General features: G+C 68.8%; 21 protein-coding genes and 1 pseudogene. 14 read left to right on the forward strand and 8 right to left on the reverse strand.

All coding sequences use genetic code 11. The annotated features are described in order from the left end of the window. The first annotated feature begins 162 nt into the window (after window positions 1-162). The gene (locus DMB42_RS32990) at window positions 163-480 is read left to right on the forward strand and encodes a hypothetical protein (protein WP_229823904.1); all 318 of its coding nucleotides are present in this window, start codon (window positions 163-165) and stop codon (window positions 478-480) included. A 58-nt stretch (window positions 481-538) separates the two neighbouring features. On the opposite strand, the gene DMB42_RS32995 is transcribed toward DMB42_RS32990, so the two are convergent. Further along, the gene (locus DMB42_RS32995) at window positions 539-718 is read right to left on the reverse strand and encodes a hypothetical protein (RefSeq protein ID WP_125640630.1); all 180 of its coding nucleotides are present in this window, start codon (window positions 716-718) and stop codon (window positions 539-541) included. Window positions 719-793: 75 nt separating this feature from the next. Here DMB42_RS32995 and DMB42_RS33000 point away from each other — a divergent pair, with 75 nt between their 5' ends. Further along, on the forward strand, window positions 794-1,537 hold the full coding sequence (locus DMB42_RS33000) for a deoxyribonuclease IV (RefSeq protein WP_185844978.1): 744 nt from the start codon (window positions 794-796) through the stop codon (window positions 1,535-1,537). Window positions 1,538-1,617: 80 nt separating this feature from the next. Here DMB42_RS33000 and DMB42_RS33005 read toward each other — a convergent pair whose 3' ends face one another. The 4 genes from DMB42_RS33005 to DMB42_RS33020 all read right to left on the reverse strand — a co-directional run bounded on the left by DMB42_RS33005 (window position 1,618) and on the right by DMB42_RS33020 (window position 7,099). Then, window positions 1,618-2,682 (reverse strand): mannosyltransferase family protein, encoded by a 1,065-nt coding sequence (locus DMB42_RS33005; protein ID WP_125640633.1) that lies wholly within the window; start codon window positions 2,680-2,682, stop codon window positions 1,618-1,620. Further along, window positions 2,679-3,995: a glycosyltransferase family 87 protein gene (locus DMB42_RS33010; protein WP_125640637.1), complete on the reverse strand. Its 1,317-nt coding sequence runs from the start codon at window positions 3,993-3,995 to the stop codon at window positions 2,679-2,681. The genes DMB42_RS33005 and DMB42_RS33010 overlap by 4 nt, the downstream gene beginning before the upstream one ends. Further along, on the reverse strand, window positions 3,992-6,481 hold the full coding sequence (locus tag DMB42_RS33015) for a transglycosylase domain-containing protein (RefSeq protein ID WP_185844979.1): 2,490 nt from the start codon (window positions 6,479-6,481) through the stop codon (window positions 3,992-3,994). The genes DMB42_RS33010 and DMB42_RS33015 overlap by 4 nt, the downstream gene beginning before the upstream one ends. A 231-nt stretch (window positions 6,482-6,712) precedes the next feature. Continuing rightward, on the reverse strand, window positions 6,713-7,099 hold the full coding sequence (locus tag DMB42_RS33020; protein ID WP_125640643.1) for a DUF5318 family protein: 387 nt from the start codon (window positions 7,097-7,099) through the stop codon (window positions 6,713-6,715). 133 nt (window positions 7,100-7,232) lie between these two features. On the opposite strand from DMB42_RS33020, the gene DMB42_RS33025 reads away from it, so the two are divergent. Continuing rightward, on the forward strand, window positions 7,233-7,817 hold the full coding sequence (locus DMB42_RS33025; protein WP_125640646.1) for a PadR family transcriptional regulator: 585 nt from the start codon (window positions 7,233-7,235) through the stop codon (window positions 7,815-7,817). A gap of 13 nt (window positions 7,818-7,830) precedes the next feature. Continuing rightward, complete coding sequence (locus DMB42_RS33030) at window positions 7,831-8,910, forward strand: inositol-3-phosphate synthase (RefSeq protein ID WP_125640649.1); 1,080 nt, start codon at window positions 7,831-7,833, stop codon at window positions 8,908-8,910. Between the two features lie 24 nt (window positions 8,911-8,934). Here the strand turns inward: DMB42_RS33030 and idi are convergent, their stop codons facing one another. Continuing rightward, a complete protein-coding gene (idi, locus tag DMB42_RS33035) occupies window positions 8,935-9,519 on the reverse strand; it encodes an isopentenyl-diphosphate Delta-isomerase (RefSeq protein WP_260478092.1) in 585 nt (194 codons plus the stop codon). A 106-nt stretch (window positions 9,520-9,625) separates the two neighbouring features. Between idi and DMB42_RS33040 the strand changes: the two genes are divergently transcribed. Continuing rightward, entirely contained in the window at window positions 9,626-10,915 is a 1,290-nt protein-coding gene (locus DMB42_RS33040) for an MFS transporter (protein WP_125640655.1), read from the forward strand. On the opposite strand, the gene DMB42_RS33045 is transcribed toward DMB42_RS33040, so the two are convergent. Further along, window positions 10,895-12,319: a CCA tRNA nucleotidyltransferase gene (locus DMB42_RS33045; protein WP_185844980.1), complete on the reverse strand. Its 1,425-nt coding sequence runs from the start codon at window positions 12,317-12,319 to the stop codon at window positions 10,895-10,897. The genes DMB42_RS33040 and DMB42_RS33045 overlap by 21 nt on opposite strands. Window positions 12,320-12,419: 100 nt before the next feature. On the opposite strand from DMB42_RS33045, the gene DMB42_RS33050 reads away from it, so the two are divergent. The 8 genes and pseudogenes from DMB42_RS33050 (at window position 12,420) to trxA (ending at window position 21,366) form a co-directional block, all read left to right on the forward strand. Then, complete coding sequence (locus DMB42_RS33050; protein WP_260478093.1) at window positions 12,420-12,974, forward strand: YbaK/EbsC family protein; 555 nt, start codon at window positions 12,420-12,422, stop codon at window positions 12,972-12,974. An 80-nt stretch (window positions 12,975-13,054) separates the two neighbouring features. Then, window positions 13,055-15,115, forward strand: a pseudogene (locus DMB42_RS55310) (DUF6049 family protein). Continuing rightward, window positions 15,112-16,716, forward strand: a complete 1,605-nt coding sequence (gene murJ / locus DMB42_RS33065; protein WP_229823900.1) for a murein biosynthesis integral membrane protein MurJ — start codon at window positions 15,112-15,114, stop codon at window positions 16,714-16,716. Before DMB42_RS55310 ends, murJ begins: the two are co-directional and overlap by 4 nt. Before the next feature lie 230 nt (window positions 16,717-16,946). Then, window positions 16,947-18,464 carry a protein kinase family protein gene (locus DMB42_RS33070; protein WP_125640666.1) on the forward strand — a complete coding sequence of 506 codons (1,518 nt, stop codon included), beginning with the start codon at window positions 16,947-16,949 and terminating at the stop codon, window positions 18,462-18,464. Between the two features lie 16 nt (window positions 18,465-18,480). Then, entirely contained in the window at window positions 18,481-19,116 is a 636-nt protein-coding gene (sigM, locus tag DMB42_RS33075) for an RNA polymerase sigma factor SigM (RefSeq protein WP_125640669.1), read from the forward strand. Further along, entirely contained in the window at window positions 19,106-19,984 is an 879-nt protein-coding gene (locus tag DMB42_RS33080; protein WP_125640672.1) for an anti-sigma factor, read from the forward strand. Before sigM ends, DMB42_RS33080 begins: the two co-directional genes overlap by 11 nt. Window positions 19,985-20,108: 124 nt before the next feature. Beyond that, window positions 20,109-21,041, forward strand: a complete 933-nt coding sequence (gene trxB / locus DMB42_RS33085; RefSeq protein ID WP_125640675.1) for a thioredoxin-disulfide reductase — start codon at window positions 20,109-20,111, stop codon at window positions 21,039-21,041. A gap of 10 nt (window positions 21,042-21,051) precedes the next feature. After that, on the forward strand, window positions 21,052-21,366 hold the full coding sequence (trxA, locus tag DMB42_RS33090) for a thioredoxin (protein WP_125640678.1): 315 nt from the start codon (window positions 21,052-21,054) through the stop codon (window positions 21,364-21,366). A 91-nt stretch (window positions 21,367-21,457) separates the two neighbouring features. On the opposite strand, the gene DMB42_RS33095 is transcribed toward trxA, so the two are convergent. After that, complete coding sequence (locus DMB42_RS33095; protein WP_125640681.1) at window positions 21,458-22,075, reverse strand: GNAT family N-acetyltransferase; 618 nt, start codon at window positions 22,073-22,075, stop codon at window positions 21,458-21,460. Window positions 22,076-22,230: 155 nt separating this feature from the next. On the opposite strand from DMB42_RS33095, the gene DMB42_RS33100 reads away from it, so the two are divergent. After that, complete coding sequence (locus tag DMB42_RS33100; RefSeq protein WP_125640684.1) at window positions 22,231-23,577, forward strand: PLP-dependent aminotransferase family protein; 1,347 nt, start codon at window positions 22,231-22,233, stop codon at window positions 23,575-23,577. The last annotated feature ends 69 nt before the right edge of the window (window positions 23,578-23,646 follow it).

The raw sequence follows: 23,646 nt of genomic DNA on the forward strand, positions 1-23,646 counted from the left end.
GGTCACGACACTCTGCCGTGACAGGAGGACGCTGACGTTTGGGCCGCGGCGCCCCATTTCGGCGCCCCGGGGCGATGGGTCACCCATCACAACGCAGCGCTGCCCAGGTTACCAGCCGCGAGTAGGTGGGAAGGCATGTAGGAAACCAAGGGGGTGGTGGCTGTGCCACATGTGCTTCATCCCTCCGAAAGGGAGCGGTTCAGGCTCACGCTCAACACCGACGGGCGCTCTCACCCGGTGGAGAACGGCCTGGCGGTCGCGACACTGGCGTGCGGTCTCGTGGCATTCGTCGCCACGTTCTTCCCCGCCGCCCACATGATCTCGTCCTGGCTCGGCACGCTCGGGTTCGGGGTCGGCCTCTTCTCGCAGTACATCTCGGTGACCACGCCTCAGCGTTCGGTCAACATCGTCGGTCTCGTGGCCTCGTTCGTGGGGGCCGTGCTCGGCATCGCCCACGGCGGCTTCCTGCCCTACCCGTGACCTGTCCCGCCTGCGGCGAACGGCCCCGGTGAACGCCGGGGCCGTCGGCTATATGGGCTCACCTGCCGATGTGCAGGTCGATCCCGAGCAGGACCAGGAACCAGAGGAACACCGCGAGCAGGGCCTCGGCGACGTCCCGGAGGAGACCCGGGGTGATGTAGTCGTGGATCCAGGCGACGTAGATCCCGATGATCACGTAGACGAATAAGATCAGCGCCCGCAGCCGCCAGCGTGTCATATGCGTTCTCCTCGAGGTAGGGGGTGCTCGGCGACTTCCCCGGTGCGGTACCGGCAAACGGATAAGCTCCTTGACATGCTGCGTATCGGAGCCCACGTCGACCAGGACGATCCCGCCGCTCACGCCGGGCGGGTCGGGGCGGAGGTCGTGCAGTTCTTCCTCGGCGACCCCCAGGGCTATGACAAGCCGGTGTTGCCGGCCAAGCCGGTCGAGGGCGTCGACATCTACATCCACGCCCCCTACCTGATCAACGTCGCCACGACGAACAACCGCATCAGGATCCCCAGCCGCAAGCTGCTCGAACAGCACCTGAAGGCGGCGGCGGGGCTCGGCGCGAAGGGCCTGGTCGTGCACGGCGGCCACGTCAACAAGAGCGACGACCCGCAGGTGGGCTTCGACAACTGGCGCAAGGTGTTCGAGCGCATGGAGTGCCCGATCCCCGTGCTCATCGAGAACACCGCGGGCGGCGGCAACGCGATGGCCCGCAAGCTGGAGCGCATCGCCCGTCTGTGGGACGCGCTCGACGGCTTCGACGTGGGCTTCTGCCTCGACACCTGTCACGCGCACGCGGGCGGCGAGGAGCTGGTCGACCTGGTCGACCGGGTCAAGGCCATCACCGGCCGCATCGACCTCGTCCACTGCAACGACTCGCGCGACGACTTCGACTCCGGCGCCGACCGGCACGCCAACCTGGGCCAGGGGAAGATCGACCCCGAGCTGATCCTGGCGATCTGCCGCGCGGCGGGCGCCCCGGTCGTGGTGGAGACGCCGGGCGAGGGCCAGGCCGACGACATCGCCTTCCTGCGTAAGAACCTCTGAACGCGAGAGCCCACAAGGGAAAACACACAGCCTGTGGATAACTTCCCTGGATTACCGAGGCGAAGAAACGGGTAGAGAGATCAGCCCGCCCAGGCGCCCGTGAGGAAGCGGGCCGCGTTCAGATACATGAGCGGCCCGCAGACCATCGCATAGAGGACAAGCACCCACGGTTTCCTGGTCGCCACCTTCGCGACCAGGACCCACAGCGGGAACCACAGCAGCAACGAACGCGGGATCGACAGGTAGTACGCCGACGTCATCAGCGCCGCGGCCTGCAATCCGCAGTAGACGGCCTCGCCCCACCTGCGCAGCGCCAGCAGCCACACCAGCACGCCCACCGCCAGCACGGCGGCGGCGATCTCCATCCGGAAGGCCACCGCGAAGTCGTCGCCGCCCATGGCCGACTGCCAGGTCGTCCGCCACGCCTCCCACGGCCAGGCGAAGTCGCGTCCCCAGCCGGCCTCCTGCGCGTGCTTCCACGCCAGCCAGTCGCCCGACCTGCGGTAGTGGTAGAACGAGTACGCCACCAGCGGAAGGAACGACACCACCAGCCATCCGGCCCGCCGCCACGACTCCTTGCGCCTGACGAACTCCACCACCAGCGCGACCGCCAGGAACAGCCCGGTGATCCGCACGCACGACGCCCCCGCCGCCAGCAACACCGCCTCCGGCCAGCGTCCCAGCCGGGCGGCCAGCCACGCGGGGATCGCGAAGGCCAGGAACAACGGCTCGCTGTACCCCGCGGCCAGGAACACCGCCATCGGGAACAGCAGCAGCGCCAGCACCGCCATCCAGCCGGTCGCGCCCTCGAACTCGGCCAGCATGGCCAGCGCGACCATGGCCACCGCCCCGGCGACCAGCGAGACCAGCAGCCCGCTCGCCGCCCAGTCGGGCACCACGAGATGCACAGCCCGCAGGGCGACCGGCAGCCCGGGGAAGAACGCGGGCAGGCCGTCGTCGTGCGGCTTGCCCGGTTCGCCGTCGTAGCCGTACTGGGCGATCGTGATGAACAGGCCGGCGTCCCATTGACGCCATTTGCCGGCGTACTCGGCGAAGGACACGCCGAGCAGCGTCGACACCAGGAGCCCGGCCCGCGAGCCGAGCCACAACAACAGCGCGTCCCGGGCGGCCGAGCGGGTGATCATCGCGTCGTCAGGACGAATCGGTCGGGAGCGTCGTCGAACACCCCGCCAGCCTGGTCGTCGACGCCGTCCTGGCGTACGACGTCCCGTTCCGGACGCAGGATGTCACGGACGACGAACGCCATCATGATCGCAATGGTGATCACCCGCCCCCAGACCGCGGTGAAGTACGTGTCGTCCTCGATGCCCAGGTCGTTCCTGCTGAGGGGCGGCTGGGAGAGCAGGTAGAGCCAGATCGCCACGAAGTACCAGACCTCGGCGAGCTGCCACAACACCAGCGGCTTCCACCTGGGCCTGGCCAGCACCGCGAACGGCACCAGCCACAACAAGAACTGCGGCGACCACACCTTGTTCGTCATCATGAACGCGGCCAGCGCGAGGAAGCAGATCTGCGCCAGCCTTGGCCGACGCGGCGCGGTGAGCGCGAGCACGGCGATGCCCAGGCACAGGGCGGCCAGCGCCACCATGCCCATCGTGCTGACGTCGCCCTCGCCCAGGATGCCCCAGCCCTTGCGCTGGAAGAACAACCACGGCGATCCCCAGTCGATCCCGCGTTCCTGGGAGAAGACGTAGAAACGGCGCCAGCCGTCCCAGGCGAAGATCATGAAGGGCACGTTCACCACGAGCCAGGCGCCGGCGGCCGACGCCGCCGACACCAGGAACGGCCGCCAGCGCGCGGTCCGCAGCGTGAGCAGGAACAGCGCGCCGAGGAACATCAGCGGGTAGAACTTGGTCGCGATCGCCAGCCCCAGCAACACGCCCGCGAGCACCTGCCGCCTGCGTGCCCAGGCCAGCAGCATGCCCATCGACAGCGCGCCGGCGACCAGGTCCCAGTTGATGTACGCGGCCAGGATCACCGCGGGCGAGATCGCGTACCAGAGGGCGTCCCACCGCCGGGTGGGCCCGGCCACCGCCGCCATCAGCAGGACGCCGGCCACGAGGCAGATGCCGAGCAGGACGACCGTGATGTCGTAGAACCTGACGGCCTGGGCGACCTGGTCGAACTCCAGCTTCCGCGCGATCCAGGCGATGACCTGCATGACCTCGCCGAGCACCACCGGGTATTCGACCTGCTTGTCGAAGGGCACGTCGGCGAAGTACGGGTTCTGGGTCGCGAGCTGCCGGTCGAAGTACAGCGGGAAGATGTCGGTGTAACAGAAGTTCGTGTACGTCTGGACCTGGTCGTTCCATCCGCCGGTCCGGCAGGGCAGGCGCACCAGGTAGGCCAGGGTGGCCCCCAGGGCCGCGATCAGCCCCAGAGGCAGGTACGGCACGGTACGCGCCACCAAAGGGGCGCGTACCTCGGTGGTCGTCACCACTCCTCGTGCCGGGCGTTCATCGGCCAGGAGCCCGACGGGCGGGAGTCGGGCACCCTGCCGCCCCCGCCGCCGCTCAGGATGCCGTGATCGTCGGCCTCGGGGATCCCGGTGTCCTGCGAGTCGTCGGACACGTCGCCGTTGTCGCCGTTGCACGGCGCGACGAGGCAGTCCTGCTGGTTGCCGTCGTCGAACGGGTTGTCCCCGTCGTCGAACGGGTTCGTGGCGGTCGGAGTCGGCGTCGGCACCGGGCGCGGCACGATGTTCTCCGGCAGACCGATGTCGGCCTTCTGCGGGAACTGCTCGACCGGCCTGCCCTCGTGCGCGGCGAGCATGAACCGCCGCCAGGTCGCGGTGGGCGGGCCGGCGCCCTCGAAGCCGAGCGAGACCTCCTTGGCCGTGGTGTACGGGTTGTTCGGGCCGTACTTCTTGTTCGGCTTGCCGCGGGGGGTCTGCGGGCAGTTGGAGTGCTCCGGCTGGACGATCTTGCCCTTCTTCGTCACGCACTGCTCACGGTAGAACCCGACCGCCGTCGAGATCTGCGGCGTGTAGCCGACGAACCAGGCTTCCTTCTCGTTGTTGTTGGTGCCGGTCTTGCCGGCCGCGGGCCGGTTGCCGAGCCCCTGGCCGTGCGCGGTGCCGCTCCTCAGCACCTCCTGCATGGCGACCGTCGCGTCGGCGGCCACCTCGGCGTCGATGACCCTGGTCGCGGTGCGCTGCTCGGGGTAGACGACCTGCTTGTTGAGCTTGACGTCCTGCACCACGTGGTACTTGGTGTACTTGCCGCCGTTGGCGAAGATCGAGTACCCGGCGGCCTGCTCGACCGGCTTCACCAGGGCGCTGCCGATGGCGAACTGGAAGTGGTGGTCCTTGACGTCCTTCTCCATGCGGCCCTGGTCGAACCCGGCGGACTCCACGAGGTCCTTCACGTCGTCGAGCTGGTTGGGCAGCTTGAACGCCATCGACACGTACGCGGTGTTGACCGACTGGGCCGTGGCCTTGATCACGTCGACGGACTGGCCGACGTTGTGGCTGTTGCGGAAACCGCCGGTCTGCTGGCCGGGGATGACCTTCGGCACGGTCTCGTTGCCCGGCACGTAGCTCTTGAGCGAGTAGCCGGCCTGCAACCATGCCGCCAGCACGTACGGCTTGAACGCCGACGCGGCCTGCTTGCGCGCGTCGAAGGGCTCGTTGAAGGGGTCGGTGATGAAGTCGGAGCCGCCGTAGAAGGCCAGGACGCGGCCGTTCTTCGGGTCGACGGCGGCGAGCCCGGCGTGGAACTCCTTGGACATGCTCGCCATCGTGGTCTCGACCGCCGTCTTGGCGGCCTTCATCAGCTTCTCGTCGAAGGTGGAGGTGATCTGGTAGCCGCCGCTCCTGACCATGTCAGGGGTGAGCTTGCGCTGCTTCAGCTCCTCCAGCACCTGCGTGATCATGTATCCGCGCAGGCCGGCGTACTCGTCCTTGGTGTCGGCCTTGCGAATCTTCGGGAACTTCGCCTTCGCCGGCAGGTCGCCGTACTTCTGGGGCCACTGCTCGGCCATGTACTGGATGGTCGTGGTCCACCGTTGGCGCAGGCCGGGGTCGTCTGGACCCCAGCTCGGGCGCTGGATGCGGGCGGCCAGATAGGCGCCCTGCTCGGGGGTCAGGTCCTTGGCGCGGACGTTCTTGCCGAAGTACGCCTGTGAGGCGGCCTCGACACCGTAGGCGAGGCCGAAGTTCACGGTGTTGAGGTATCTGGCGAGGATCTCTTCCTTGCCCAGCGTCTGGTTGAGCTTGACCGCGACGAAGATCTCCTTGAGCTTGCGCTTGACGGAGACCTCCTGGCTGAGGCCGTCGTAGTAGCCGCGGGCCATCTGCTGGGTGATGGTCGAGGCGCCCTGGAGCTGCTGGCCGGTCGCGGTCATCCACACCGAGCGGGCCATGCCGGAGATGGAGACGCCGGAGTCCTCGTAGAAGGTCTTGTTCTCGATGGCGACCGTGGCGTCCTTGACGGTGTCGGCCATCTTCTCGATGCCGACCGTCTGCCGGGGCACGCCGAGCTTGGCGATGACGGTCTTGCCGTCGCGGTAGTAGAGCGTGCTCTGCTGCGCCACCGCCGACGCCTGCGTGCCCTCGGGCACCGGCGTGAGGGAGTACGCGACCATGATCATGCCGAAGATGCCCGCCCCCAGCACGACCACGCTGGCCACGACGATCTTCCAGCTCGGCACGAACCGGCGCCAGCCGCTGCGCCCGCCCTTGGCCGGCTCCTCCGGCGGACCGGGCGGATTGGGCGGGCCGGGCGGACCGCCCTGACCGCTCGCCCGGCGCGAGCGCCTGGGCGGCGCGTCGCTGATCACCGTCTCCTGGTTGCTCACCGAGCGGGTGTCCTGCCGATCCTGCCGCGCCCGCGAGCGGGTGCGCGGCGGCAGTTCCTCGCGCCCCTGCGGCGCCCTCTGGGGCTGCGGCCCGGAGGCGGGATCGTTGTACGGCTGCGCGTTCATCGCGCCGGTCTGCTCGTAGGCGGCTTCAGGACGACGCGCCGACTGCGACGCACCCCAGTCGGAGTCGCCGGTTTGCGGAGGAGAACCTGGGGGCACAGAACGGGATGAGTTGGAGCGACGGCGCCTTCCCGGGCGGGCCGTCCCCTCATTCATGCTGTTACTCACACGTCCTCGCATCGTCGTCGGATCAAAACGGCGTATGGGCGTGAGGTGACTCGCCGCCCTCGGTGTTCACGGTTGGCCGACGAGGTCTGGCGGTCCGTTGCCGAGGACGAACGAGACCGTCAGGTGGTTCCAGGAACAACCTTGGCAGACCTCGACGACGTACACCCGGAACTCATCGTAATCATGGGCCATTTCGACAAGCTCTGACGTGACCTTTGCCTGACCGGCATGCCGCCCGAGCGAATCGCCGTAGACATAGGTCACGTTGGTGACGTTCTCCTTCTCGCACACCGGGCAGAGACGTTCGGTCGATTCGCCGAACACGCGGGCGGCCCGAAGGAGGTACGGCTGTGCGTCACAGAGGTCACCGCGCGAAGCACGGCCCGCCTTCAGGGAACGGACCGCTGACCGCTTGGCGAGGCCGTAGTCCACCACCCTCCGCTGTGACCACATGAGCGCCAGACTACGGCGTTTTACCGATTCATCCCAACGGCTTGGCAAATCCTTTGATTGCGGCCATATAGCGAATCGACGTATCCTCAGGATGTATCGACTCGATACATCGACGCGAGAGGAGGCGGTTCCAGTGGCCAGCGGACAGGGCAGAGTTCTGGAACTGGCCGTGCTCGGGTCGCTGCACGAGCAGCCGCTACACGGCTATGAGCTGCGCAAACGGCTCAACGCCCTGTTGGGCATGTTCCGTGCGTTCTCCTATGGATCGCTGTACCCCTGTCTGCGATCACTTCTGGCCCAAGGGCTCATCGTGGAGGAGCAGCCCGCTCCCGCCACGATGGTCGGCGGCCGGTCGAAAATCGTCTACAAGCTGACCGCCGAGGGCAAGGAGCGGCTCCAGGAGCTGCTGACCCAGGCCGGCCCGTCAGCTTGGGAGGACGAGAGTTTCGGTGTGCACTTCGCCTTCTTCAGGCACACGGAGGCCGAGGTGCGCCTGCGCATCCTCGAAGGCCGCCGCAGCCGCCTGGAGGAGCGCCTCGACAGCGTGCGCACGGCGCTGGCCCGTACCAGGGAAAGGCTCGACAGCTACACGCTGGAGCTGCAGCGCCATGGGCTTGAGTCGGTCGAACGCGAGGTGCGTTGGCTGAACGAGCTGATCGCCACGGAACGGCGGGCCTCGGAAGGGCCCGAGAGAGATACCACGTCAACTGATGAGTAAGGGAGCGAGTGCGATGGGTTCGGTTCGCGTGGCCATTGTCGGTGTCGGCAACTGCGCGTCTTCGCTGGTCCAGGGTGTGCACTTCTACAAGGACGCGGACCCGGCCGCACGAGTGCCGGGCCTGATGCACGTGAAGTTCGGTGACTACCACGTAGGCGACGTCGAATTCGTGGCCGCCTTCGACGTGGACGCCAAGAAGGTCGGCCGCGACCTGTCCGAGGCGATCGTCGCCAGCGAGAACAACACCATCAAGATCACCGATGTGCCTCCGACGGGCGTGACCGTGATGCGCGGTCACACCTTCGACGGTCTGGGCGAGTTCTACAGCGAGATCATCGAGGAGTCCGACGAGGCCCCCGTCGACGTGGTCCAGGTGCTCCGCGAGAACCGGGTCGACGTCCTGGTCTCCTACCTGCCGGTGGGCTCCGAGGAGGCAGACCGCTTCTACGCGCAGTGCGCCATCGACGCCAAGGTGGCGTTCGTCAACGCGCTGCCGGTCTTCATCGCCTCCGACCCCGAGTGGGCGGAGAAGTTCACCGAGGCCGGGGTCCCGATCGTCGGCGACGACATCAAGTCGCAGGTCGGCGCCACGATCACGCACCGCGTGCTGGCCAAGCTGTTCGAGGACCGCGGCGTCGAGCTGCTGCGCACGTACCAGCTCAACTTCGGCGGCAACATGGACTTCATGAACATGCTGGAGCGCAAGCGGCTCCAGTCGAAGAAGATCTCCAAGACGCAGTCGGTCACCTCGCAGATCCCCCACGAGATGGGCAAGGCCGACGTGCACATCGGCCCGTCGGACCACGTGCCGTGGCTCGACGACCGCAAGTGGGCGTACGTGCGCCTTGAGGGCCGCTCGTTCGGCGACACGCCGCTGAACCTGGAGTACAAGCTGGAGGTCTGGGACTCCCCCAACTCGGCCGGCATCATCATCGACGCCGTACGCGCCGCCAAGATCGCCCTCGACCGGGGTGTCGGCGGCCCGATCCTGTCGGCGTCGTCGTACTTCATGAAGTCGCCGCCGGAGCAGTACTCCGACGACGAGGCCCGCGAGTACGTCGAGAAGTTCATCAGGGGCGAGGTCGAGCGCTAGCCGTCGGCCCCTCGCCCCGGCGGCTCAGCCGCGCGCGGCGGGGGGCAGTTGGTCGTCCGGGGCCGGCTGCCAGGCCATCGGGTCGGAGCCCAGCTCGACGAGCAGCGGGACCTGCTCCCTGCACCACGGTGAGATCGCCAGCAGGCCGCTCTGCACGCCGTCGGCGAACTCCTTCCACGGCATCCAGTGCACCTCCCCCACCTCTTCGGGGTTGGGCGCCGCCGGGGTGTCGACCGTGACGCGATAGACCGGGCACAACTCGTGCTCGACGATGCCGTTGCCCATCACGGCGCGGTAGGAGAAACCGGGCAGCATGAGGTCTGCGCGGCCGGCGTCGAGGCCGAGTTCGTAGGAGAGCCTGCGGATGACCGCCCGGTCGAGCGGCTCGCCGGGCAGCGGGTGGCCGCAGCAGCTGTTGGTCCAGACGCCAGGCCAGGTGATCTTGTGGTCGGCCCGCCTGGTGAGCAGCACGCGGCCTTCCGGATCGAAGACATAGCTGGAGAAGGCAAGGTGGAGCGGGGTCTCCCGGCCGTGCACCGACCGCTTGGGCGCGGTGCCGAGCGCGTGGCCCTCGCGGTCGACCAGCACAACGTGTTCCTCAGTCGTCACGCTTCGAAGCGTACGAGATCCCCGCACACCTGCGTAACCCATGGGACACCTGCCGCGCCGGACTCGGGCGCATCCTACGCGGACGGCACCCGGCTAGGCTGACGGGGTGTCATTCGTCGCCGATCTCCGCGTCGTCCTCCAAGGCCGCGACTTCCGACGGCTGTTCCGCACGCGGCTGGTCTCCCAGTTCTCCGACGGGATCTTCCAGTTCGGCGTCACGAACTTCGCCTTCTTCAGCCCGGAGAAGCAGACGACGGCCCTGGCCGTGGCCGCCGGGCTGGCCGTGCTGTTCCTGCCGTACAGCGTGCTCGGGCCGTTCGTCGGGGTGTTCATCGACCGGTGGTCGCGCCGGCAGATCCTCGTGGTCGCGCCCTTCGTACGCGGAGGGCTGTTGCTGGTCGCCGCCGCGCTGGTCGCCTCCGACGTGCCCGACCCCGTCTTCTACGCCGCCGCGCTCGGCGTGCTGGGGGTCAACCGGTTCTTCCTGGCCGCGCTCGGCGCCTCGCTGCCGCACGTCGTCCCGGCCGACCGGCTGATGGCGGCCAACGCGGTGACGCCGACCTGCGGCACCGTGGCCACGTTCGTCGGCGTGGGCGCCGGGTTCCTGCTGCGCGAGGTCTTCGGCGACACCGACCAGGGCATCGGGCTGCTGCTGGTCGTCTCGGGCGTGATGTTCGGGACGAGCGCCCTGGTCGCCAGGACCATGGACCGTGCCCTGCTCGGCCCCTCCTACGACCCCGACCGCCCCCAGGCCCGCGATGCCCTGCGCAACGTGGTCGTGGGCCTGATCGACGGCGCCAGGCACCTGGCCCACCGCCGCGACGCCGCCGCCACCATGGGCGCGATGGCCGCCCACCGTTTCCTCTACGGCATGGCCACCGCCCTCGGCATCATCCTCTACCGCTACTACTTCACCGACGGCGACCCCGACGCCGCCCTGCGCGGCATCGGCCTGGTGGTGGCCACGTCCGGCTTCGGCTACTTCCTCGCGGTGATCATCACCCCGTACGCGACCGAGCGGTTCGGGATCGGCACCTGGGTGGTCATCGCGCTGTCGTCGGCCGGCGTGCTGGCGGGCGCGCTCGTCCTGCCGTTCCAGACGTGGGGGCTGCCGATCGCCGGGTTCGTGCTGGGCGTCGCCGGCCAGAGCGTCAAGATCTGTGCCGACACGACCGTCCAGCGCGACGTCGAGGACGCCTATCTGGGCCGTGCCTTCTCCCTCTACGACATGCTCTTCAACGGCATGTACGTGCTGGCCGCCGCGCTCTCGGCCGCGATCCTGCCGCCCAACGGCAAGTCGTACCTGGCCGTCGTGATCATCACGGTGGGCTACCCCGTCGCGGCGCTCGTCTACCGGATGGTCACGACGTCGTCGTCACGCTCCCACGTCGTTTGACCTCGCCCAGTCGAGCAGCGCCTCGGTGGCCGCCTCCTTGCCGAGCACGCCCTTGTCCAGCCTGAGGTCGAGCAGGAACTTGTACGCCTGGCCCACCACGGGCCCCGGCCCGACGCCGAGGACGGACTGGATCTCGTTGCCGTCGAGCTCGGGCCGCATCTTGGCCAGCTCCTCCTCCTCGGCGAGCCTGGAGATGCGCTCTTCGAGCTGGTCGTAGGTGCGCGACAGCGCCGCCGCCTTGCGCTTGTTGCGGGTGGTGCAGTCGGCCCTGGTCAGCTTGTGGAGCCGGTCGAGCAGGTGGCCGCCGTCGCGCACGTAGCGGCGCACGGCGCTGTCGGTCCACTCGCCCGTGCCGTAGCCGTGGAAGCGCAGGTGGAGCTCGACCAGGCGGGAGACGTCGGACACGACGTCCTTGGGGAACTTCAGCTCGGTCATGCGCTTCTTGGTCATCTGCGCGCCGACGACCTCGTGGTGGTGGAACGACACCCGGCCGCCGGTCTCGTGACGCCGGGTCTTGGGCTTGCCGATGTCGTGCATGATCGCGGCCCAGCGCAGGATCCGGTCGGGCTTGCCGTCCTCCTCCTGCGCGATGGCCTGGTCGAGGACGGTCAGGCTGTGCTCGTAGACGTCCTTGTGGCGGTGGTGCTCGTCGATCTCCAGGCGCAGCTTGGGCAGCTCGGGCAGCACGTGCGCGGCCAGGCCGGTCTCCACCAGCAGGCGCAGGCCCTCGCGCGGGTAGGCGCCGCAGATGAGCTTGTCGAGCTCGTCGCGGATGCGCTCGGCCGAGACGATCTCGATGCGCTCGGCCATCGCGGTCATCGCCGCCAGGGCGGCCCGGTCGACGCTGAAGCCGAGCTGGGAGGCGAACCTCGCGGCCCTGAGCATGCGCAGCGGGTCGTCGGTGAACGAGCTCTCAGGTGTGCCCGGCGTGCGCAGCCGCTTGGCGCGCAGGTCGGTCAGGCCGCCGTAGGGGTCGACGAACTCGTGGCCGGGCAGGCGCACCGCCATCGCGTTGACCGCGAAGTCGCGCCGCTCGAGGTCGGCCTCCAGCGTCTCGCCGTAGGCGACCTCGGGCTTGCGCGACTTGGGGTCGTAGGACTCGCTCCGGTACGTCGTGATCTCGATCAGCCAGTTGCCCTTGCGCAGGCCGACGGTGCCGAAGTCGATGCCGATCGTCCAGACGGAGTCGGCCCAGTCCCTGACGACGTCGAGGACCCTGTGGGGGTTGGCGTCCGTGGTCAGGTCGAGGTCGTTGCCGACGCGGCCCAGCAGGATGTCGCGCACGGGGCCGCCGACGAGCGCCAGCTCGTGCCCGTGGTCGGCGAACAGGCGGCCGAGGTCGTCGGCCACCGGTGCGATCTTGCGGAACAGGTCGTTCATCGCCCGCTGCTGGCTTTCGGTCATTGTTGAGTCGGACAAACCCTGTCGGTCCTTCGATTCCGGAACATATCCCCCGAGCCACATCAGGTCCGGGTTACCGTCGGTCTGGGGACCGTCGGGGGCCATGGAACAGGGCGAGACGGAGGAGGACTTCATGAAGGACGCCCTCGCGATCCACCGCTGGCTCCTCGCACACCAGGTCCATCATGAGATCGTACGCCTTCCGCGCCCCATGACTTGCGCGGAGGAACTGCCGGAGACGGTCTCGTCCACACCCGACAGGTGCGTCGTGGTCACCGTGTTCGACGTCGCCACCAGGATCGGCGACGAGGTCGTCGTCGCCGTCGTCTCCACCGTGGCAACCCCGCCGCAGCCGGGGGCCGTCGGCGGCCTGCTCGGGGTACGTCAGGTGCGCCGCGCCCCGGCCTTCCTGGTCAACTCGGCCACCGACTACACCGACGGGCTCGTCTGCCCGTTGCTGCTGCCCGAGTCGCTGCCGGTGCTCATCGACGACCGGCTCGTGGCCGATGACGCACCCGTCTTCACCGCCACCGGAGAACGGCACACCGCGCTCTTCCTTCGTGCGCTCGACCTGCTCACTCTTCTCCGCGGCAAGACGGTGGACCTGCGTGCGCCGAGACCGAGGGGAACACATGGGGCGGTCGCGGCGCGGCACTGAACCCGTACCATTGCGGGCGTGCGTCGTCGTACTCGAGCCCGGGCAGCCGCGTGATCCGTAAGGTCGCGCTGCTCGCCGTGATGTCCGTCGCGTCGCTCGCCCCCCTGGTGGCGGCGGCGCCCAGCTCGGCTGCCACGGTGAAGGTCGCCCGCGAGACGCTCTCCGTCTCCGTCGCGTCGATCACGCCCGACGTCCCGAAGAGCCAGACCGACGTGATCACGTTCACCGGCACGGTCCGCAACGACACCGCCGCCGCGCTGGGCCCCCTCCGCGTACGCCTGCGCTACACGCCGCAGCGTTTCCTCGACCGCGCCACCATGGCCGCGTACCAGAGCGACCAGAACCCCGCCACGCTGCCCGGCAACGTGTCCCCGAGCTCGGCCATGGACATCCCGGCCCTTGCCGTGGGCGCGCAGGCGACCTGGACGTTCACCGCCACCCCCGTGCAGCTCGGCTACACCGCGTTCGGCGTCTACCCGATCGCCGTCGACGTCGCCCAGAACGGCGTGCCGATCACGACGCAGCGCACGTATCTCACTTATGCCCCGCCCACCACGCCGAAGCTGCCGCGCAACCGGCTCGCCGTCGCCCTGCCCGTCATCGACCAGCCCCACCGGGCCACCGACGGGGACACGTTCGTCGACGACAAGCTGAGCCAGTCGCTCAGCGGCAAGGGCCGCCTGGCCGACCTGGCCCGCATCGCGCTGGCGGCGCCGAAGAGCGTCACCTGGTTCGTCGAGCCGTCGCTGCTCGACGACCTGAAGACGATGACCAAGGGCTACCAGATCAAGACCAAGGACCGCACCGAGGGCAAACCGGCCAACGACACCGCCGGCGAGTGGCTGTCCACCATGAGCACGGCGCTGGCCGCCTCCCCCGTGGTCGCCACCCCCTACGGCGACCCCGACGTGACGGCCCTGGCCCACCAGGGGCTCGACGCGCTGCCCGGCCGGGCGATCGAGCTGGGCGGCCAGACCGCGCGGGCGCTGCTCAACCGCAACGCGCAGACCTCGATCAACTGGCCGCCCGCCGGCATGCTCGACGCCGACGCGCTCGACCTGCTCTCGGTCGACCCGGGCAAGGTCACCACCGTCCTGCTCAACTCCACCAACCTGCCGCCGCAGCCGCCCGTCACGCACACGCCCGACGCGGCCGTCACGCTCGACTCCGTCGCCGGCCCGGTCAAGGCTCTGGTCGCCGACGCCGAGCTGAGCCGGCTGTTCGAGCCGACCGCGCCCACGTCGGTCCTGCTCAGCACACAGCGCTTCATCGCCGAGACCGCGATGATCGCCGCCTAGCCCGGCCAGGTCACGCCGCGGTCGCTGGTCGTCGCGCCGTCGCGCCGCTGGGACCCCAACCCGACGCTGGTCACCAGCCTGCTGAAGACCGCGGACAAGCTGCCGTGGTTGTCGCTGACCAAGCTCGACTCGATCAGGCCGAGCAAGGCGTCGGTCCCGCGTGCCGGGCTCACGTACACCGAGCAGGACCGCAAGGAGGAGCTGAGCGCCAAGTACCTGGCCCCCGTCAAGGAGGTCGCCGCCCAGGCGCAGCTCACCGCGTCGGTCACGACGCCCAAGGGCCCCTCGGGCTTCGACGCCGCGGTGCTCAGGCTCACCTCCTCGGCCTGGCGCAACAACACCCGCGCCGGCCGCGCGATCACCAAGCTGGTCAGCACGGCCGTCGACGAGCGGATCGGCAAGATCCGGATCACCGACGCGCCGCGCACGCTCGCGGGCAGCAACGGCGTGGTGCCCATCAGTGTGAAGAACTCGCTGGACAAGCCCATCACCCTGCACATCGACGTCAAGTCGAACGACCGGGCCCGGCTGCAGATCCAGCCCATCCCGGACGAACCCCTGGTGATCGGCGGCAACCAGAGCGGCACGCTCCAGGTGGGCATGAACGCCACCACCAGCGGCGACGCCACCGTCACCGTGCAACTGCGCACGATCGACAACCTGCCCTACGGCAAACCTCAGCGGCTGACCATCCGCACCACCGGCTACACCGGCATCGCCCTGGTCATCGTGGGCGCGGCGCTGACGGTGATGCTCGCCGCCGTCGTGACGCGGATCCTGCGCAGGCGCTCGGAGCGACGGCTCGCGCGAGCGGGCAAATCCCGGGAGAGTGAGACCGTATGAGCCGCATGATGCGGGCCAGCGCCATCATGGCGGCGGGCACGATGGTGTCCCGGGTCACGGGGTTCGCGCGCACGATGGTGCTGGCCTACGCCATCGGCACCGCGGCGCTGGGCGACTCCTACAACGCGGCCTACGCGATCCCGTACAGCATCCTCGACCTGCTGCTGCTGGGCGTGCTGAGCAGCGTCGTGGTGCCGATGATCGTCCGGGCGCAGCAGCACGACCCCGACGGCGGCCGTGCCTACGAGCAGCGCCTGCTGACGCTGGCCACCGCCGTGCTGGTCGTGGTGGCCGCGCTCGCCGTGCTGGGCGCGCCGCTGCTCATCGACCTCTACACCGACTGGGACCACGGCACCCCCAAGTTCGACACCGCGGTCATGCTGGCCAGGTTCATCCTGCCGCAGCTCGCCTTCTTCGGGGTCGGCGCGGTCGCGGGCGCCATCCTGAACACCCGCGACCGCTACGGCGCCCCCATGTGGGCCCCGGTGCTCAACAACCTGGTCGTCATCTGCGTCTTCCTGGCCTACGCCGTCGTCGGCAGCGGGTCCGACATCGACGCGGTCACCACCGGCGACCTCGCGCTGCTCGGCCTCGGCACCACGGCGGGCATCGTCGCCCAGGCGATGGTGCTGATCGTCGCGCTCAAGCGGGTGGGGTTCACGTTCACGCCGCGCTTCGACGTGCGCAACGCCCGGCTCGGCGAGATGGGCAGGGCCGGGGCCTGGACCATCGGCTACGTGGTGGTCACGCAGCTCGGGTTCATGCTGACGACCAACCTGTCCAGCTCCGCGGGCAACGCGGTGTCCGGTCACGGCATCAGCGCGTACACGCTGGCGTTCCAGCTCTTCCAGCTTCCGTACGGGATCATCGGCGTGTCGGTGATCACGGCCATGTTGCCGCGCATGAGCCGGGCCGTGGGCGAGGGGCGGCTCGACGACGTGCGCACCGAGTTCGGGTCGAGCGTACGGCTCATCTGCTCGCTCATGGTGCCGGTCTCGTTGCTGCTGATGGTGCTCGGGCCGGCGATCACCGTGCCGATCTACGGCCACGGCGCCAACAGCATCGCCGACGCCGTCTACATCGGGAACGTGTTGCAGGTCTATGGGCTGGCCCTGGTGCCGTTCGCGGTGTTCCAGCTCCTGCTGCGGGTGTTCTACAGCTTCGGCGACACGCGTACGCCGGTGTTCGTGGGCGCCGGGGCGACCGCGGTCAACGCGCTGCTCATGGTGATCTTCTTCGTGCTGCTGCCCGCCCGCTACGCCGTGATGGGGCTGGCGCTCGCGTACGCCATCGCGTACGGACTGGGGGCGGTCATCGCCTGGATGCTGGCCAGCCGCCGCGTGCACGGCCTGGGCGGCTGGACCGTCGGCATGGCGTTGACGAGGATGTACCTGGCGGCCCTGCCCACGGCCGTGCTGGCGCTGCTCACCGTCTGGGTGGTGACGCAGGTGTTCGGCGGTCTGGGCTTCGTCAACTCGCTGATCGTGCTGGCGGTGGGCGGCGGTCTGGGGCTGCTGCTCTACCTCGCCGTCGCCCACAGGATGCGCATAGCGGAGGTCAACTCACTCGTTGGTATGGTCGCAAGGCGCGTAGGTCGGTAGTAATTGGGAAATCCGCAATATGGACGGTCTTGACCACGACGGCTGACGAGTTTCCCGTTGGCAAAGAACACGGGCGGAATCGACTCGGCACTACCATGGTGCCCGACACGCGCGAATGGAAGCAGGAGGGGCGTGGGCGGATCCACCCGGCAAACCATGCCTACGTGGGACACCACCACGCAGGTGAGTCGAGTCATGAGCACGCCCGAACGGCCTAGCGGAGAGAGCCTGTGAGCACGTCGGCCGTGGAACCCGGCACCCGACTGGCCGAGCGCTTCCGGCTGGAGGACCGCGTCAGCGAGTCCGACGGCGCGACCCTGTGGAAGGCGATCGACGAGATCCTCGCCCGCCCGGTGGCGGTGCACACGTTCGGCCCCGACTTCCCCCGCGTGCACGAGGTCGTCACGGCCGCCCGTGCCGCGAGCCGGCTCACCGACCCGCGTCTGACGCAGGTGTTCGACGCCGCCGAGGACGACGACCACTCCTACGTCGTCAGCGAGTGGGTCACCGGCGAGTCGCTGACCGACCTGCTGTCGGGCGGCCCGCTGGAGCCCGACCGCGCGGCCGGCCTGGTGGCCGAGGCCGCCGAGGCGCTGGCGCACGCCCACGAGGCCAAGCTCTACCACCTGTGCCTGCGCCCGGCCCACCTGGTCTGGACGACCGGCAACACGGTCAAGGTGCTGGGCCTGGCGGTCGACGCGGCGCTGTCCGGCCTCACCACCGACCAGCCTGCCCTCGACGACGCCGAGGGCCTCGGCAGGCTGCTGTACGCCGGCCTGACCGGCCACTGGCCCGGCGACGAGGAGGAGGGCGGCCTGCCCGCCGCTCCGATGATCGACGGCCACTTCTGCTCGCCCCGCCAGGTGACCGCCGGGGTGCCCAACTACCTCGACACGGTCACCGTGCGCGCCTGCCTGCCCGAGTCGCGCAAGGGCCAGGGCGCGCTGGCGAGCCCGTCCGAGGTCGCCGAGGCGCTGGCCGACGTGGCCAGGCCGATGCCGATCGCGATCTCCTACCCCTCGACGCCGGCGGTGGCCTCCGCCTCGCACACCGAGGGCCTCGACATCGCACACCGGCAGCAGCGCACCTTGCCGCCCCAGCCGATCATGCCGCGCCGCCCGCCCAACCAGGGTGGCGGCAACGTGCTCAACCGGGTGCTGATGACCCTGGTGGTGCTGCTGGTCATCGCGGCCGTGGGCGTGGGCGCCTGGACGATCGGCCGCAGCCTGGGCGGCCCGGCCACGCCCGAGGCGTCGTCCACCCCCACCACCGGCAAGAGCTCGGCCTCGGCCTCGGCCCAGGCGGTCAAGCCCGCCAAGGCCAAGGGTTTCGACCCGCTCGGCGACGACGGTGATGAGAAGTCCGACATCGCCGGGCTGGCCATCGACGGCAAGCCCAGCACGGCCTGGACGACCTCCAGCTACGGCAACGCCGAGCTGGGCAACCTCAAGAAGGGCGTCGGCCTGCTGCTCGACATGGGCAAGTCCATGCAGATCAGCGACGTGGTGGCTACGCTGGCCAAGGCCGAGGGGTCGAGCGTCGACCTCAAGGTCGGTGACTCCCCCGATCTCGACTCGCTCAAGACCGTGGCGACCCAGAAGGCCGCCTCGGGCAAAACCACCCTGACTCCCGAGGAACCGGCAAGCGGCCGGTACGTTTTGATCTGGTTTACGCGCGTTCCAGCGGATGCAGGCCAGTTTCGTGGCACCATCTATGAGGTAGTGGTGCATTCTCCCGGATCGGCATAAATCAGGAATCTCTCTTGTGAACTCCCCACCCGAGACACCTTCATCTGCGGAGCGGCCGGCGGTCACAGACGCCGAGCTGCTGACCGCGCACATCAACGGGGATCCACACGCGTTCAGCGAGATCGTCAAACGCCACCGTGACCGCATGTGGGCGGTGGCGCTGCGTACTCTCGGTGACCCTGACGAGGCGGCCGACGCCGTTCAGGACGCGTTCGTCTCCGCATATCGCAAGGCCGCCTCGTTCCGAGGTGAGGCGGCCGTCACCACCTGGCTCCACCGCATCGTCGTCAACGCCTGCCTCGACAGGATGCGGCGCAAGTCCGTCCGTCCGGTCGCCGACGACGAGCTGATCGAGGCCGCCGAGCGGGACAGCCCGCTCCCCGACCAGACCGTCGAGCGTGAGGTCTCGATGGAGGTTTCGGCCGCACTGAAACTGCTGCCCACCGACCAGCGGGCGGCCCTCGTGCTCGTGGACATGATGGGTTATTCAGTCGAAGACGCAGCTCAAGTGCTTGAGGTGCCGAGCGGCACCGTGAAGAGCAGGTGCGCGCGGGGCCGCGCGAAACTTGCCCCAATTCTTTCGCATCTGCGGAACCGTTCGAACCTCAATCGCGTCTCATCCGCGAAGGGAGCAGAACTTCGTGACGGGTGATACGCACTACGATCTTGAGGTCCTCGCCGAGCTGGCAGAGGATCTCTTGGACGCCGCGACGGCACGCCGGGTCCGCGAGCATCTCGCGGTCTGCGACCCCTGTGGGGAGCTACTGGCAGACCTGGCGGCGGTTCGCGAGGTGCTCGCGGCGACCCCCACACCGGCCATGCCGATGGGCGTCGCACTGCGCATCGACAAGGCGCTGGCCGCCGAGGCGGAGTCCCGCCGCGGTGGTGTCGACCTCGTGGAAGCACCTGACTGGGACAGGCTCATGCGGGACTCCCCGTGGGAGCAGCCGGCGGCGGAGATCCCCGAGCCGGTACGTCTCGGGGTGGTCTCCGACGACGGCACCATCGTCCCGGCCAGGACCAGGTCGTCCAGGCGGCGCCGGTGGGCGATGCCCGCCGTGGCGGCCTCGGCGGCGGCCGCGGTGGTGGTCGGCACGCTGGCGGTCTCGGGCGGGTTGCTGGCGGGCGGCAGCGGGCCGGGCGGTTCGCCCGGTTCCTCCACGGCGGCGCAGCCGGCGTCCCCGTCGGGGTCGTCCCATCAGCGGGCCAGGGCCTACGCGCTGACCGACAGCAACTACAACTACAGCGACCGGGAGCTGCGCCAGCCGCTGCTCGGGTACTTCGGCGCCGCTCCGGCCCTCGAAGGCCCCACGGACACCGCCAGGGTCGACAGGTGCGTCGACAAGGTGGCCGGCCGTTCGAAGCTGAAGACGTTCGCGGTCGACCAGGGGCAGTACAACGGTCAGGAGGCGCTGATCGTGGCCTCCTGGAAGGACCAGGCCGCCAAGAAGTTGCGCATCGACATCGTCGACCCGTTCAACTGCAAGAACCTGCGTAAGCCCACACTGGGCCGCTGGTAATCGAAAGCCCACGTCAGAGCCCGCTTCGGCGGGCTCTTTCGTTTTGCGGGCAGGGCCGGGAATCAGCTCGGCCTAGGATCTGTTGAGCCCGAAGCAAACAGCAGACGAGGAAGGCGTGGGAGCGTTGAGCGACGTTCGTAACGTGATCATCATTGGGTCGGGCCCTGCGGGCTACACCGCGGCCGTCTACTCCGCGCGCGCCGAACTCAAGCCGCTGGTCTTCGAGGGCTCCGTGACGGCGGGCGGTGCGCTCATGAACACCACCGACGTGGAGAACTTCCCCGGGTTCCCCGACGGCATCATGGGCCCCGACCTGATGGACAACCTGCGCAAGCAGGCCGAGCGCTTCGGCGGCGAGCTGGTGGCCGACGACGTGGTCGAGGTCGACCTTGAGGCCAACCCCAAGGTCGTCAGGACGCACACCGACACCTATTACGCCAAGTCGGTGATCCTGACCATGGGCTCCGGCTACCGCGAGCTCGGCCTGGAGAACGAGAAGCGCCTGTCCGGCCACGGCGTGTCCTGGTGCGCCACCTGTGACGGCTTCTTCTTCCGCAACAAGGACATCGTGGTCGTGGGCGGTGGCGACACCGCCATGGAGGAGGCCACGTTCCTGACCCGGTTCGGGCGTATGGTGACGGTCGTCCACCGCCGCGGCGAGCTGCGCGCCAGCAAGATCATGCAGGAGCGCGCGTTCGCCAACGACAAGATCCGGTTCGTCTGGGACTCCGAGGTCGTCGACGTGCTCGGCGACGGCAAGGTCGAGGCGGTCAAGCTGCGCAACGTCGAGACCGGCGAGGAGTGCGAGCTGGCGACCGACGCGCTGTTCCTGGCCATCGGTCACGACCCCCGTACCGACCTGGTCAAGGGCCAGATCGAGCTCGACGAGAACGGGTACATCAAGGTCGCCTCGCCGTCCACGGCCACCAACATCGACGGTGTGTTCGCGGCGGGCGACGTCGTCGACCACACCTACCGCCAGGCCATCACCGCGGCCGGCACCGGCTGTGCCGCCTCGCTCGACTCCGAGCGCTGGCTTGCGAACAACGAGAAGTAAGGAGCGCACCGTGAAGGCAGTAACCGACGCCACGTTCGAGTCCGAGGTCCTCAAGAGCGACAAGCCCGTGCTGGTCGACTTCTGGGCCGAGTGGTGCGGCCCGTGCCGTCAGGTCGCGCCCATCCTCCAGGAGATCGAGAACGAGCACGGCGACAAGCTGGAGATCGTCAAGCTCAACATCGACGAGAACCCCGAGGTTCCCCGCGAGTACGGCGTGCTCCAGATCCCCACGATGAACGTCTACAAGGGTGGCGAGGTCGTGAAGCAGATCATCGGCGCCAAGCCGAAGGCCATGCTGCTCCGCGAGCTTGAGGGCATCATCTAGTCCGCCCTGTGTCGAAGCCCCCCGCGGTCACCGCCGCGGGGGGCTTTCGTATGTCCGTCCTGGACGGTCCGTCGTGGGCCCTCAGAAGGCGTCAGACGGGACGGAGGGCGCGTTCCGGACTCATGGAGCCAAGGAGACGTTCAAGGGCCACCTCGACGTCCTCGCGCCACGAGACGGCGCTCTTCAACTCCAAACGCAACCTCGGAAACCGCAAATGCGGTCGAACCGTCTTAAAACCCACAGAAAGCAAGTATTCAGCAGGAACTACGCAACTAGGCTCTTCCCACTTCAGGTCGCCGAACGCCTCAATGGCCTTCACCCCGCGCCTGGTCAGGTCTTTCGCCACTCCCTGAATCAGCATCCGGCCGAGCCCCCCGCCCGAGAACTCGGGAATGATGTGGGCCGTCATCAGCAGCACCGCGTCGGCGCTGACCGGCGAGGTGGGGAAGGCCACGGAACGCGGGCTGTAGAGCGGCGGGCTGTAGAGGACGAACCCGGCCGGAACCCCGTCGACGTAGGCGATTTTCCCGCAGCTCCCCCACTCCAGCAGCGTGCCGGAGATCCAGGCCTCCTTCTCCAGCCCGGGATCGCCCGAGTTCACCGCGCGCTCGCCACTGACGGGATCGAGCTCCCAGAACACGCACCGCCGGCAACGGCGTGGCAGATCTTCGAGATTGTCCAGGGTTATGTTGACCAGCCGGCGCGACAACTACGGCCCCTATCGTCGACCCAGAAAAGCGCGCGAAAACCGCGTCCGTAGCTGGCATGGTAGCTCAGTGAAGATGCAGCCAGCGGGTACCACGACGGTCGAGCCCGGTCACGAAGGACATGTCCGACTGGCGTAATCTGGTATTTCGGTCCTATATGACACCTAGGAGGTGGGCCGTGACGCAAGAGCGGGATCACGGTCAGACACCCGCGACCCAAGGGTCGCGTATCGACGCCTACGTCGATCGGTACGCCGCACGAGCTACCGGGATGGTCGCCTCCGAGATCCGAGCTCTTTTCGCCGTCGCGTCGAGACCCGAGGTGGTCTCGCTCGCCGGCGGCATGCCGTACGTCACGGCGCTCCCCCTCGACATGGTCGGCGAGCTGGTCTCCGACCTGGTCACCACGCGCGGCACGGTCGCGCTGCAGTACGGTTCCGGCCAGGGTGACCCGCACCTGCGCGAGCAGATCTGCGAGGTCATGCGGCTGGAGGGGATCGAGGCCGGGGCGAACGACGTCGTCGTCACCGTCGGTTCACAGCAGGCGCTCGACCTGATCACCCGGATCTTCATCGACCCGGGCGACGTCGTGCTCGCCGAGGGCCCCTCGTACGTCGGAGCCCTGGGGACGTTCTCCGCCTACCAGGCCAAAGTGGTTCATGTCGCCATGGACGATCAGGGCATCGTGCCCGAATCGCTGGCGCAGACCATCTACGCACTGGAGACCGCCGGAGCGCCCATCAAGTTCCTCTACACGATCCCGACCTTCCAGAACCCGGCCGGCGTCACACTCAACCTGGCCAGGCGGCAGCAGGTGCTCGACATCTGCCAGCGGGCCGGGATCCTCATCATCGAGGACAACCCGTACGGGCTGCTCGGGTTCGACGGCGAGCCGATGCGCGCCCTGCGGGCCGACAACCCCGACGGCGTGGTCTACCTGGGGTCGTTCTCCAAGACCCTCGCCCCCGGCTTCCGCGTCGGCTGGGCGCTCGCGCCGCACGCCATCCGCGACAAACTCATCCTGGCCATGGAGTCGGCCGTGTTGTCGCACTCGGTGTTCACGCAGCTCGCCGTGGGCCAGTTCCTGGCCACGCAGCCGTGGCGCGAGCAGATCAAGTCCTTCAAGGAGCTCTACCGCGAGCGGCGCGACTCCATGATCGACTCTCTGGAGGCCCTGATGCCGCCCGAGGTCACCTGGACCCGTCCGGCCGGCGGGTTCTTCGTATGGGCGACCCTGCCCGAAGGGCTCGACTCCAAGGCGATCCTGCCGCGCGCGGTGGCCGAACGGGTGGCGTTCGTACCCGGCACCGGGTTCTTCTCCGACGGCAGCGGCGCCCGGCACATGCGGCTGTCCTACTGCTACCCCGAGCCCGACCGCATCCGCGAGGGCGTACGACGCCTGTCCGGGGTGATCGAGCAGGAGATGCAGCTCCGGGACATGTTCGGCACCGGCTCGGGGCCCGAGCGGATCGGCGTTGACACGCCGGGGCCCGAACTGGCCTAGCTTTCCCGGGCACGGCCGGCGCTCCCCGGGGACGGGGACGCCGGCCGTACTCGTGTGCGGGCCTCACCT

This window comes from Nonomuraea sp. WAC 01424 (assembly GCF_003947315.1).
Taxonomy (GTDB): domain Bacteria; phylum Actinomycetota; class Actinomycetes; order Streptosporangiales; family Streptosporangiaceae; genus Nonomuraea; species Nonomuraea spiralis.

Coding starts and splice junctions, on each gene's coding strand:
- DMB42_RS32995 (WP_125640630.1), bottom strand. CDS start 718: ATGACACGCTGGCGGCTGCGGGCGCTGATCTTATTCGTCTACGTGATC.
- DMB42_RS33000 (WP_185844978.1), top strand. CDS start 794: ATGCTGCGTATCGGAGCCCACGTCGACCAGGACGATCCCGCCGCTCAC.
- DMB42_RS33005 (WP_125640633.1), bottom strand. CDS start 2,682: ATGATCACCCGCTCGGCCGCCCGGGACGCGCTGTTGTTGTGGCTCGGC.
- DMB42_RS33015 (WP_185844979.1), bottom strand. CDS start 6,481: ATGAACGCGCAGCCGTACAACGATCCCGCCTCCGGGCCGCAGCCCCAG.
- DMB42_RS33020 (WP_125640643.1), bottom strand. CDS start 7,099: ATGTGGTCACAGCGGAGGGTGGTGGACTACGGCCTCGCCAAGCGGTCA.
- DMB42_RS33030 (WP_125640649.1), top strand. CDS start 7,831: ATGGGTTCGGTTCGCGTGGCCATTGTCGGTGTCGGCAACTGCGCGTCT.
- DMB42_RS33045 (WP_185844980.1), bottom strand. CDS start 12,319: ATGACCGAAAGCCAGCAGCGGGCGATGAACGACCTGTTCCGCAAGATC.
- DMB42_RS33050 (WP_260478093.1), top strand. CDS start 12,420: ATGGAACAGGGCGAGACGGAGGAGGACTTCATGAAGGACGCCCTCGCG.
- murJ (WP_229823900.1), top strand. CDS start 15,112: ATGAGCCGCATGATGCGGGCCAGCGCCATCATGGCGGCGGGCACGATG.
- DMB42_RS33100 (WP_125640684.1), top strand. CDS start 22,231: ATGACACCTAGGAGGTGGGCCGTGACGCAAGAGCGGGATCACGGTCAG.